The organism is Streptomyces sp. Ag109_G2-15, from assembly GCF_900215565.1.
Taxonomy (GTDB): Bacteria; Actinomycetota; Actinomycetes; order Streptomycetales; family Streptomycetaceae; genus Streptomyces; species Streptomyces diastatochromogenes.
In genome coordinates, this window is the sequence record NZ_OCNI01000001.1 from 290811 (window position 1) to 302650 (window position 11840).

General features: G+C 73.9%; 11 protein-coding genes. 4 read left to right on the plus strand and 7 right to left on the minus strand.

Features of this window, described 5'->3' with window-relative positions:
- Positions 1-8: 8 nt before the first annotated feature.
- Complete coding sequence (locus CRP49_RS01215; RefSeq protein WP_097251745.1) at positions 9-950, minus strand: LysR family transcriptional regulator; 942 nt, start codon at positions 948-950, stop codon at positions 9-11.
- A 93-nt stretch (positions 951-1043) separates the two neighbouring features.
- Here CRP49_RS01215 and lpdA point away from each other — a divergent pair, with 93 nt between their 5' ends.
- Both lpdA and CRP49_RS01225 read left to right on the plus strand, forming a co-directional pair.
- A complete protein-coding gene (gene lpdA, locus CRP49_RS01220) occupies positions 1044-2471 on the plus strand; it encodes a dihydrolipoyl dehydrogenase (protein WP_179851867.1) in 1428 nt (475 codons plus the stop codon).
- A 134-nt stretch (positions 2472-2605) separates the two neighbouring features.
- The gene (locus CRP49_RS01225) at positions 2606-3856 is read left to right on the plus strand and encodes a M14 family zinc carboxypeptidase (protein WP_097251747.1); all 1251 of its coding nucleotides are present in this window, start codon (positions 2606-2608) and stop codon (positions 3854-3856) included.
- Between the two features lie 51 nt (positions 3857-3907).
- On the opposite strand, the gene CRP49_RS01230 is transcribed toward CRP49_RS01225, so the two are convergent.
- On the minus strand, positions 3908-4321 hold the full coding sequence (locus CRP49_RS01230) for an SSI family serine proteinase inhibitor (RefSeq protein WP_097251748.1): 414 nt from the start codon (positions 4319-4321) through the stop codon (positions 3908-3910).
- Between the two features lie 103 nt (positions 4322-4424).
- Positions 4425-4976 carry a DUF1707 and FHA domain-containing protein gene (locus CRP49_RS01235; RefSeq protein ID WP_097251749.1) on the minus strand — a complete coding sequence of 184 codons (552 nt, stop codon included), beginning with the start codon at positions 4974-4976 and terminating at the stop codon, positions 4425-4427.
- A 174-nt stretch (positions 4977-5150) separates the two neighbouring features.
- Between CRP49_RS01235 and treZ the strand changes: the two genes are divergently transcribed.
- Positions 5151-6896, plus strand: coding sequence for a malto-oligosyltrehalose trehalohydrolase (treZ, locus tag CRP49_RS01240; RefSeq protein WP_097251750.1), 1746 nt, complete (start codon positions 5151-5153; stop codon positions 6894-6896).
- 113 nt (positions 6897-7009) lie between these two features.
- Here treZ and CRP49_RS01245 read toward each other — a convergent pair whose 3' ends face one another.
- The 4 genes from CRP49_RS01245 to CRP49_RS01260 form a co-directional block, all read right to left on the minus strand.
- A complete protein-coding gene (locus CRP49_RS01245) occupies positions 7010-7954 on the minus strand; it encodes an aminoglycoside phosphotransferase family protein (protein ID WP_097251751.1) in 945 nt (314 codons plus the stop codon).
- 65 nt (positions 7955-8019) lie between these two features.
- Entirely contained in the window at positions 8020-9147 is a 1128-nt protein-coding gene (locus tag CRP49_RS01250) for an aminopeptidase P family protein (RefSeq protein ID WP_097251752.1), read from the minus strand.
- 279 nt (positions 9148-9426) lie between these two features.
- Positions 9427-9984: a PDZ domain-containing protein gene (locus tag CRP49_RS01255; protein WP_097251753.1), complete on the minus strand. Its 558-nt coding sequence runs from the start codon at positions 9982-9984 to the stop codon at positions 9427-9429.
- A gap of 160 nt (positions 9985-10144) precedes the next feature.
- Positions 10145-11011 carry a LysR family transcriptional regulator gene (locus tag CRP49_RS01260; protein WP_097251754.1) on the minus strand — a complete coding sequence of 289 codons (867 nt, stop codon included), beginning with the start codon at positions 11009-11011 and terminating at the stop codon, positions 10145-10147.
- Positions 11012-11104: 93 nt separating this feature from the next.
- On the opposite strand from CRP49_RS01260, the gene CRP49_RS01265 reads away from it, so the two are divergent.
- Entirely contained in the window at positions 11105-11836 is a 732-nt protein-coding gene (locus tag CRP49_RS01265) for a hypothetical protein (protein WP_097251755.1), read from the plus strand.
- Positions 11837-11840: the final 4 nt, after the last annotated feature.

Genomic DNA, 11840 nt, shown 5'->3' on the forward strand with positions numbered 1-11840 from the left:
ACGCCCGCTCAGCCGGCCCGCGCGACGGGCACGTCGCACTCCTCGTACTCCCGGACGACGGCCGCCCCCAGCAAGGGCCACGTGGCACGCAGGAGATCCACGAAGGCCTCGGCGGCCCCGGTGGGCGGTACGCGCGCGTAGATCGTCAGGGCGCGTTTCCAGGCCGGGTCGGGGGTGAGGACGACGCAGTCCTCGCCGACGGCACCCCGTACGACGTGGGCGGGCGCCACGCACACCCCGACCCCGGCGGCAGCCATGCGCACGGCCGTGGAGGTGTGCTCGGTCCACACGGCCGTCCGGGGGCGGTATCCGGCCCGTCCGCACGCCCAGTCGAGGAAGCGCTCGCCGTGAACGACGGGTTCCATGGCGCAGCGGATCCAGGCGCGGTCGGCGAGTTCGGGCAGCGTCACCCTCGTACGGCCCGCGAGCCGGTCGTCGAAGGGCACGACGAGGACGAGTTCCTCCTCGCCGACCGGTACGACGGTGCCGGGCGCGCCGACGGGCTCCGGGCCGATCGCGAGGTCGGCGGTGCCGCGCTGGACCGCCTCCTCCAGGGCCTCGGAGGTGGCGTACTCGTGCAGCCGCAGCAGGACCCTGGGGTGGGCCGTACGCCAGCGGGCGAAGACGTCGGGGAGGGCGCCGACGGCGATGGAGTGCAGGGCCGCGATGTGCAGCTCACCGCCCTCGGCGCCGGCGGCGGCGCGGGCCGCGCGACAGGCCTGGGCGGCGCTGCGGACGGCGAGTTCGGCGTGCGGCAGGAAGGCGCGGCCCATCGGGGTGAGGCGCACTCCGCGCGGCATGCGCTCCAGCAGGGCGCCACCGACCGTCTTCTCCAGGGCCTTGATCTGGTGCGAGAGCGCGGGCTGGGTGACGTGGAGCAGCTCCGCCGCGCGTGTGAAGGACGCCTCCTCGACGACCGTCAGGAAGTACTCCATCTGTCGCAGGCTCAACTCCGCTCCTTCCCATGAAGATCCTGCATGGGTTCCACAAGAACATTGCCTTGGACTCATGGCAAGGGGCGGGCGGAGGGTGGGGCCATGAGCATGAACACACCGGACGTCATCGTCATCGGCGGGGGCACGGGCGGGTACAGCACCGCCCTGCGCGCCGCCTCCCTCGGGCTCGACGTCGTGCTGGTCGAGCGCGACAAGGTCGGCGGAACCTGTCTGCACCGGGGCTGCATCCCGAGCAAGGCGATGCTGCACGCCGCCGAACTCGTCGACGGCATCGCCGAGGCCCGCGAACGCTGGGGCGTGAAGGCGACGCTGGAATCCGTGGACTGGCCGGCGCTCACGGCCACACGGGACGACATCGTGGCGCGCAACCACAAGGGCGTGGAGGCACATCTGGCACACGCGGGCGTGCGGGTGGTGCGGGGCAGCGCGCGGCTGACCGGGGCACGCACGGTACGCGTGGAGGATGTGCACGAAGGTTCCACGCCCGGCGTGCACGACTTCACCGCGCGCCGGGGAATCGTCCTTGCCACCGGCTCGCGACCGCGCACGCTCCCGGGACTCGTGTCTGACGGACGGCGCGTGGTGACCAGTGACGACGCGCTGTTCGCGCCCGGGCTCCCCGGGTCCGTGCTGGTGCTGGGCGGGGGTGCGATCGGGGTGGAGTACGCCTCCTTCCACCGGTCGATGGGCGCGGAGGTCACCCTCGTGGAGGCCGCCGACCGGATCGTGCCGCTGGAGGACACCGACGTGAGCCGGCATCTGACCCGCGGGCTGAAGAAGCGGGGCGTGGACGTGCAGGCGGGCGCGCGGCTGCTGGACGCGGAGGTGCTGGAGAACGGCGTACGCGCCCGTGTGCGCACCGCGCGCGGGGAGACCCGGACCGTGGAGGCGGAGCGGCTGCTGGTGGCCGTCGGCCGGGTCCCGGTCACCGAAGGCCTGGACCTCACGTCCGCCGGCCTGACTACGGACGAGCGGGGATTCGTCGCACCGGCGGACTGGAGCCGGCTGGAGACGGCCGTGCCCGGCATCCATGTCGTGGGCGACCTGCTGCCGCCGCCCTCGCTCGGCCTGGCCCACGCCTCCTTCGCGGAGGGCCTGCTGGTGGCGGAGACGCTGGCGGGGCTGCCGTCGTCTCCGGTGGACTACGCGGCGGTGCCCCGGGTGACGTACTCGTCGCCGCAGACCGCCTCCGTGGGGCTCGGCGAAGCGGAGGCACGCGCGCGTGGGCACGAGGTCGAGGTCAACACGATGCCGCTGACCGCCGTCGCCAAGGGGATGGTGCACGGGCAGGGCGGCATGGTGAAGGTGGTCGCCGAGGCCGGCGGCGGGCAGGTGCTCGGTGTGCACCTGGTGGGCCCGAATGTGTCGGAGATGATCGCCGAGAGCCAGCTGATCGTCGGCTGGGACGCCCAGCCCTCGGACGTGGCCCGGCACGTGCACGCGCATCCCACGCTGTCGGAGGCGGTGGGCGAGGTGTTCCTGACGCTCGCGGGACGCGGCCTGCACCAGCAGTGAGCCCCCGGATCGCGGCGGTCCGGTACCGCCCGTGAATGCGTCCGGGCGCCCCCTGGAGCCTCCCCGCCGGATGCTTGACAGTTCACCCATGCCGTGCGGCACTGGGAGGGCGAAGCCGGGCGGACAAGTCGGGGGTGAGTCTCCTGCCGGAGCTGCGCTACCCCAGCGTTCCCGAACTGATCGCCTCCGCACGGGCGTTGGCCGCTCAGGAGCCCGGGCTGTGCTCGCTCAGACAGGTGGGCGTCTCGCGAGCCGGCCGGCCCCTGCACCTGCTGTCGGTGGGACACGCCCGCCGCGCCGTGCTGGTCGTCGCGGGCGCCCACGCCAACGAGCCGACGGGCGGCTCCACCCTCCGGGTCCTGGCCGAACGCGTGCTGGCCGAGCGGGAGTTGCGGACCGGCACCTCCTGGCACTTCCTGCTCTGCGCCGACCCGGACGGCGCGAGCCTGCATGTGACCCCGGCCCCGCGCAGCCTGCTCGACTACCACCTCGGCTTCTACCGGCCGACCGGCGCGGAGCAGCCGGAGTGGTCCCCGGCGGTGCTCCCGCCGGACCGCCTGCCGCCCGAGACCCGAACCCTGACCAGGGTGATCGACGAACTGCGCCCCTACCTCCAGGTGACCCTGCACGGCACCGATCTGGGCGGCAGCTGGGTGCAGTTGACGAAGGACGTGCCGGGCCTCGCGGAGCCGTTCGCCAAGTCCGCCGCCGAGCTGCACATCCCGGTCGAGACGGGCGCCTCGGACGCCGCGGGCTGGCCTGCCTCGGGGCCCGGGGTGCATGTGATGCCCGGCCCGGAAACGGGCGTCGCCTATCCGAGCCTGCCGGACGACGCCCGGCACAGCACCTGGTACCACGCGCACCGCTACGGCGGTCTGACGGCCGTGGTGGAGGTGCCGATGTGGGCCAGCGACCTGGTGGACGACCCGGCGCCGCACCCGGCACCGGTGGCGGCGATGCACCGCCTGGCCCAGCGGCTGCTGCGGGACTCGCTGGAGGTGGAGCGGGTGCTCGCCGAGGCGCTGCCCCGGCTGGAGGGTGCGGACGGGCCGCTGCTGCGGGCCTCGCAGTGGGCGCTGGAGCTGATACCGGGCCTGGCGCAGGACTGGATCCACACACCGCCGGCCGCCACGACGATGGCGTACGTCGGCAGTGTGGACGCCTTCGGACGGCGGCTGCCGCTGCGGGCGGCGGCGATGCTGCTGCGGGTGCTGCGGGAGACGGACGACCGGGCGGCGCCCCGGCTCGAACAGCTGGTCGCCTCCTGGTGCGAGTCCTTCGCGGAGCGTTTCCGGGCCCGCTGGGTGCCGTTGGAGAACCAGGTGGAGCACCAGTCCCGGACCGTGCTCGTAGCCGCCCAGCAGGCCCGTGAACGGGCGGCGTGAGGCCTCCACGCCGACCCTCACGCGCTTCCCGCGCCCGCCGCGCTGCGGGGCTCAGCCGTCCAGGGCGAAGACCGCTCCCGTCCGCGCGTTCATGACGCACTTGCTGGAGTACGTCTCCTGGTAGTCGACCGGCCGTCCGTTCCACTGCCCGCGCGCGTGGACGGTCACGGGAGCGAAGATCATCGGACAGAAGACCTTCTTGGCCGGGATGCGCGCGATGTCGCCGTGGGCGGCCGCGAGTTCGGTGCAGGCCTCGGCCGCGCGCGGGTGTCCGAGGGGCGGGTCGCACAGCAGCAGCGTGCCGCGCGTGTAGCCGGTCTGGGCGTCGCCGCGGGTGACGGTGAGGTCGAGCCAGTTGCCGTGAAGGCTGTCGCGGGGTGCGGCCTGGGCCGGGCCCGCGGCGAGGAGACCGACGGAGGCCAGCACGGCGCCTGCCGCCGCCGTCGCTCGGGTGATGTACGTCATTCCCGAAGCATCGACGCGGCGGCCCGCGTTCCGCACCCCGACTCACCCGAACGGGACCGTACGGGCGCACAGCGGTGCGTCAGTTCGAATGCGGGACGGTGTCTCAGTCCGCCGAGAGCCGGAAGGCGATCCGTCCGAAGCCGACCTGGTCGCCCTCGCGGACCACGACGGCGCCCACCACACGGCGGCCGTTGACCGTGGTGCCGTTGGTGGACCCGAGGTCCCTGAGGACCCACATGCCGCCCTGGCGGCGCAGTTCGGCGTGCACGCGGGAGACGGTCTCGTGGTTCAGGCGCAGCCCGTTCGCGGGGTCGCGGCCGATGCGCAGCGGATGGCCGTTCGCCGGGTGCGGCAGCCGCAGCTTGGGCAGCCGCTCGGCCTGCCAGGCCCGGCGCAGCCGTACGGTGAAGCCGGAGACGGCCTCGACGGTGCCGAGGACCGCGCGAGAGAGGCGGTTCTCGCGGGGCAGGTCGGCGGTGAGGGCGGCGAGTTCGTCGGCGCGGCGGGCGGCCAGCGCGAGATCCATGCGGCGTACGAACGTGTCGTGCGACAGGCGGCCCATGGCGACGCCGTCTCGCAGCACCTGCAGCGCCTTGTCGCGCTCCGCGTCGGACAACCGCGCGGGGTACGTGGGGAACTCGAAGGACGACGTCACGCTGGTGATTGTCGGACAGCGAACCCGTGGTGTCCAGAAACGAGGGAAACGGTTACCGCACGCGCATCGTTCCACGACACCTGCCGGGAAAGGGCGGATTCGAAAGCGGATTGATCGCTTTCGCGGCACGATGGACGGGCTACATCACGGTGAGCAGACGAAGGGGAACCGTCCGTGCAGTTCGAGGTGTGGGCACCGCAGGCAGACCGTGTGACGCTCCATTGCGACGGCGCCACGCGCGCGTTGGCGCGCGATTCCGGACGCGCCGGTTGGTGGACGGGGGAGGCGCAGGCACAGGACGGCTCGCGGTACGGGTTCGCGCTGGACGACGGTCCGGTGCTGCCGGACCCGCGGTCGCGCCGTCAACCGGACGGTCCGGACGGTCTGAGCGCGGTCGTCGACCACGGGCGCCGCGCGTGGCGTTCCGCCTGGGCGGGGCGCGAGCTGCCGGGCGCGGTGCTCTACGAGCTGCACGTGGGCACGTACACCCGCGAGGGCACCCTCGACGCGGCCGCCGGGCGTCTTGAGCACCTGGCGGAACTGGGCGTCACGCATGTGGAGTTGATGCCGCTGTGTCCCTTCCCGGGGCGGCACGGCTGGGGGTACGAGGGGGTGTCGCTGTGGGCGGTGCACGAGCCGTACGGCGGCCCCGAGGCGCTGCAGCGGTTCGTGGACCGGGCGCACGAACTGGGCCTGGGTGTCGTGCTGGACGTCGTACACAACCATCTGGGCCCGTCGGGCAACCATCTGCCGCGGTTCGGGCCGTACTTCACGGACACGCACCACACGCCGTGGGGTACCGCGGTGAACCTGGACGCGCCCGGTTCGGACGAGGTGCGCGCGTACCTCGTGGGCAGCGCGCTGGCGTGGCTGCGGGACTACCGGATCGACGGGCTGCGCCTGGACGCGGTGCACGCGCTGCACGACACGCGCGCGTGCCACTTCCTGGAGGAGCTGTCGGCGGCCGTCGACGGCCTCGCCGGTGAGCTGGACCGCCCCCTGTTCCTGATCGCCGAGTCCGACCTGAACGACCCGCGGATCATCACCCCCCGCGCGGAGCACGGCCTCGGGCTGCAGGCCCAGTGGAACGACGACTTCCATCACGCCCTGCACTCCGCACTGACCGGCGAGTCCCAGGGCTACTACGCCGACTTCGCGCGCGCTCCGCTCGCCGCGCTCGCCAAGACGCTCACCTGCGGCTACTTCCACGACGGCACGTACTCGAGCTTCCGTGGCCGCGGCCACGGCCGGCCGCTGGACCGCGCGCGGGTGGCCGCGCACCGGCTGCTGGGCTACAGCCAGACCCACGACCAGGTCGGAAACCGCGCTCAGGGGGACCGGCTCTCCGCCCTGCTCTCCCCCGGTCTGCTGGCCTGCGCGGCAACGCTCACGCTGACCGCACCGTTCACGCCGATGCTGTTCATGGGCGAGGAGTGGGCGGCGGGCACGCCCTGGCAGTTCTTCACCGACCACACGGATCCGGAGCTGGCCGACGCGGTACGGCGGGGCAGGCGGCGGGAGTTCGCGCAGCACGGCTGGGCCGAGGAGGACGTACCGGACCCGCAGGACCCGGCGACCCGGGAGCGGTCCTGTCTCGACTGGTCGGAGCCGGAACGCGAGCCCCACGCGCGCGTGCTGGCCTGGTACCGGCGGCTGATCGAGCTGCGCCGGGAGCAGCCGGACCTCACCGATCCCGACCTGGCGGACACGAAGGTGGCGTACGACGAGGAGGCCCGCTGGCTGGCGTTCCGGCGCGGGGACGTGCGGGTGGCGGTGAACCTGGGCAAGGAGCCGGCGGCGATCCCGCTGGGCACCGGGCGGGTGCGGGTGCTCGCCGCCTGGGACCCGGTGGCGGCACCGGGCCCGGACGGGCTGCTGCAGGTGCCCGGGGAGTCGTGCGTGGTGCTGGTCCAGCCCTGAGCCAGGGCCTGTCTGACAATTCCCGTCGTCCGCCCGGAGGGCGGGCCCCGCGGCGTCTGGTGCGATCGTGCGTGCCAGGCGTCGCGGGGCAGGCGGGAATTGTCTGACAGGCCCTAGGGCTCCGTCTCGTCGTCCTTGAACTCGGTCACCCGCTCCAGCAGGATCGGCTCCCAGGCGCGCCGCAGCTGGATCCGCAGCAGCGGCAGGGAGCCGGTGGCGCGGCCTTCGATGTGGTCGGTGAGGCGGACGACGGTGTCGCAGCGGGCGAGCCACAGACCGCGCAGGCAGGGGCGGGCGCCGTAGCCGGCGAGGGTGGCGGCGCGGACGGCGGCCGGGGAGCCTACGGCGACGGCGAGGCCGGCGATGTCCTCGGCGGGGTCGCCGAGGGCGGCCTCTGTCCAGTCCAGGATGCCGCGGACCCGTCCGTCGGCGCTGACCACCACGTGCTCGCCGGTGAGGCCGTGGTGGGTGAGCACGGCGGTGCCGGTCTGAGCGGCGAGCTGGGCGGCGCCGGGCGGGGTGAGCTGGTGCAGGCGGGCGGCGTCGAACTCGTCGGCGGCGGCGAGCCGTTCGGCCGCGTGCACGGCCATGCGGCGCAGCGCATCCAGGGAGCGCGGGGCGGTGCGCGGCACGCCGAGCGCCTCCACCTGCCGTGCGGGCACCGCGCGCAGTCCGCTGAGCAGTCCGGCCAGGTCGGCCTCGCCGACGGCGGAGACGTCGTGCTCGTCTGCGGTGCCGCCGGGCAGTTTGGTGTCGAGGGTGTAGGCGAGGCCGGGTGCCCAGTCGCCGTGGGCGACGCTGGTCGGGACGGCGACGGGCACGTGCGGGCGGACCAGGTCGCGCAGGCGCAGTTCGCGGCGGCGGCGGACGGAGGCCTCCCGGTCGGGGGCGAGGCGCAGCACATGGCGGGTGCCGACCCACCAGGTGTGCTCGCGGCCCTCGGTGACGGGCCGGACGTCGGGGCCCTCGGTGCCGTTCGCGGCCGCCTTGCTCTCCTTGAGCAGGGTACGGACCAGTCTGCGGACGGTGTCCGCGGTGGGTGTCGGTGCCTGGGTCATGGGTCGCGCCGTAGCCGTTCCGGGATGTCGTCGAGCGGGTGTCTCCTGGTCTGTCAGCCGTTCTCTCAGTCCACTATGACCATCTCACGGGTGGTGTTGTTGAGGCGGCGACCGCCGTCCTCGGTCACCGTGACGATGTCCTCGATGCGCACTCCGAAGCGACCGGGAAGGTAGATGCCGGGCTCCACGGAGAAGCACATGCCCGGTACCAGCGGCTGCTCCTCGCCCTCGATCATGTACGGCGGCTCGTGCGTGGTGACGCCGATGCCGTGCCCGGTGCGGTGGATGAAGTACTCGCCGTAGCCGGCGTCGGTGATCACCGCGCGGGCGGCACGGTCGACCTCCTGGCAGGCGACGCCCGGCCGTACGGCCCGGAAGCCCGCCTCCTGGGCGGCGCGCACGATGTCGTGGACCGTGCGTTCCTCCTCGGTCGGCTCGCCGACGTGGACCGTGCGGGTGGTGTCGGAGCCGTAGCCGTCCTTGAGGCCGCCGAAGTCGAGGACGACCATGTCGCCGTGCTGGATGACGCGGTCGCCGACCTCGTGGTGCGGGTTGGCACCGTTGGGGCCCGAGCCGACGATGGTGAAGTCGACCTGGGAGTGCCCGAAGCGGCGCAGCAGGTCGGCGAGGTCGTGGCCGACGTCGGACTCGCGACGCCCGGCGAAGGGAACCTTCCGGATCTCCTCGAACGTTGCGTCTGCAGCCGCGCCCGCGGCTGCCAGGAGTTCCAGTTCGGCCGCGTCCTTGACGGCGCGCAGCATGGGCAGGGCGTCGGTGAGCGAGGCGTAGGAGGTGCCGGGCAGGGTGCGCTGGAGGCCCAGCAGGTGCATCGCCCAGGTGTTGTCGCTGATGCCGAAGCGGCCGCTGTGGTCGAGGAGGGCGGCGGTGACGGCGTAGGGGTCCTTGCCGTCGGTCCAGTCGCGCAGGGTGAAGGCGGACGCGCCGACCGCGTGCTCGGCGTCCGGGGCCTCCAGGGTGGGCACGACGAGCACGGGGTCGTGCCCCGGGGTGAGGACCAGCACGGTGAGCCGTTCGGTGACCGCGGTGGGCGTGTAGCCGGTCAGCCACACCATGTCCGGCCCCGGCGCCACGAGCAGACCCGCGAGGCCGGCGTCGACGGCAGCGCGCGCGGCACGCTCCATACGGGCCCTGTAGTCGTCGGCGGTGAAGGGCGCGGGCGTGCTACCGGTCATCCGGGCCTCCGAGCGCGGTCGTGGTGACGGGGCTAAGCGGTCTCGGGCAGCATCCTGCCCGGCCGGACAGGGCGGCGCGAGCCGATCGCGGAGTCCTGCTGCGGCGGTCCGCTGGGACGGGGCTCGGCATGGGGCCATCATGGCGCGTGGGGCGGGGTGCGACCAGCGAGTTTCCCGACGTGTCCGGACCCTCAGGACCGTCACTTCGGCCGCGGTCAGGTCAGCATCCCGTCAAGTCAGCACACCGTCTGGTCAGCACCCCGTCAGTCGACCACCCCGTCAGGTCACCACCCCCGGAACGACCGTCAGCTGTTGGTAGCCGCCGCCGGGGTGGCGCACGGTGAGGGTCACCTCCGTTCCGGGGCGGGCGTGGGCGACGGCCCGGGCGAGGTCGGCGGCCGTGTCGACGCGGGCGCTGCCGAACTGCAGCAGGATGTCGCCGCGGACCAGGCCCGCCGTGTAGCCGGGGCCGGGCACGTGGACGCCCACCACCAGGGCGCCGACCTTGTCGGCGTCGACGGCCTCGACCCCCAGGGTCGCGCCGGTCCGGGTCTCCGAAGGGCTCGGGGAAGGGGCGGGCTGGGCCGGGGGACGGTGCGGCGGGGCCTGGCGTTGCAGCTCGGCCAGTCTGCTCATGCCGATCACCGTGGCGCCGACCGTGCCGATGCCGACCCCGGAGAGCACCAGGACGGTGCCGGTGAACAGCCCGAACAGCAGGGTCCTGAGCCGCCGGCCGCGGCGGCGCGCGGCGTGCGGGCGCCGGGCGGAGCCGGGAGTGCCGCTTCCCGGCCGCTCCTGACCGGGCATCGGCTTGGGACGCAACGCAGTCTGATCCATGGTTCGCTCGCCTCCGGCTGGTGCTCTACCCGGGGCTCCGCTCCACGACGAGACACGAACGAGTGAGACTGGCCGGAGCGTGGCGGAGGGTAGTCATAGTCGTCGAGGCGAAGCACCGGACCGCCGTTCACACACGGTCAGCCAGCTGCCGGACCCCCGCTCACGCACGGTCAACCAGCTGCCGGACCACCTCCGCCGCCGCGCCCCTCGGAGCCCCGCCGTGCAGGAGTTCCGTGCGGTGGACGACCCGCGGTGCGGTGAGCGGGACGGCGACGGTGCCCGGGATGCCCGTCGCCGTCGAGCGGGGCAGCAGGGTGAGGCCGTGGCCGGCGGCGGTGAGGGCGGTGAGGGTGCGCAGGTCGGTGCCCTCGTAGCGGAGGGCGGGGCGGAAGGCGCCGCCGCCGTTGGCGCCGCGCAGGTGGGCGAGCGGGAGGGCCGCGCCGGGCGCGTCCAGCCAGCGGGCCTCGGCGAGGTCGCCGAGGCGCAGGCCGGAACGGCCGGCGAGGGGGTGGCCGGTGGGCACCAGGACGCTGACGGGTTCCTCGGCGACGCCGTGCGTGGTCAGCGGGGCCACGTCGGGCAGCCTGAGCGGATCGCTGGGGGCGGCGAGGCCGTCGACCAGGCCGAGGTCGGCGGTGCCGGTGGCGACGGCGGCCGGGATCTCGTCCCGGGTGAGGACACGCAGGGTCACGCCCGCGGCCGGGAGCGCGCCCAGGACGCCGGGGCCGAGGGCGGTCGGTGTGGTGGCGAGGGTCAGGCCGTGGGCGGGCGCGGCGGCCATGCGGACCACGTCGGCGCGGGCCGCGTCCAGGCGCAGCAGCAGCGGGCCCGCGTGCTCCAGGAGGCGTTCGCCTGCCGCGGTGGGTGCGACGGGCCGCCGGGTGAGCAGGGGCGCGCCGAGGTCCTGTTCGAGGGCGGCGATGTGCTGGGACACCGCGGACTGGGTGTAGCCCAGCTCGCGCGCGGCCTCGGAGAAGGAGGCGAGGCGCGCCACGGTGACGTACGTGCGCAGCAGGTGCGGGTCCATGCGGAACAGGATCCCACTCCATCAGCAGTGCTTATCGACTGTGCAGGAATCATCGTTGGACGTGAACCACGTGTGCCGCCCAGGATGAACGGCATGACGAACACCGCAGCTCACACCGCCACCCTCGCGCTCGTCGGGGACCGCTCCCCCAACGTCGTCTCGCACACCCGCATCCCGCTCCTGCTGGACGCCCTCGCCGAACGCGACCGGCTGGTCCTGGACGCCTACTGGATCCCGTCGGAGGACGCGGCGGCCGAGGACGCGGTGCGCGGTTTCGACGCGGTGTGGGTGCTGCCGGGCAGCCCGTACCGCAGTGAGGCGGGCGTCCTCGCGGCCATCCGCACCGCGCGCGAGGAGGGCATCCCGTTCCTGGGCACGTGCGGCGGCTTCCAGCACGCGCTGCTGGAGTTCGCCCGGAACGTGTGCGGGCTGACCCGGGTCGCGCACGCCGAGAACGACCCCGGCGCCGAGGACCCGCTCATCGAGCCGCTGGCCTGCTCACTGGTGGGCCACGAGGCCGCGGTGGCCATCGAGCCCGGGTCGCTGGCCGAGTCGGTGATCGGCTCGGCGCGCACGGTCGAGCGGTACTTCTGCGCGTACGGCCCCTCCCGCCACCTCGACACCCTGCGCGCCCACGGCCTGCGGTTCTCCGGGCGCGACGAGGACGGGCACGTCCGGGTGGCCGAACTGCCGGGCCATCCCTTCTTCCTGGCCACCCTGTTCCAGCCGGAGCTGTCCGGCGACGGCTCACGTCCGCACCCCGTCGTACGGGCGCTGGCGCGGGCGGCGGTCGAACACGCCACGAGGGTGCGCCAGTCGGCCTGAACCG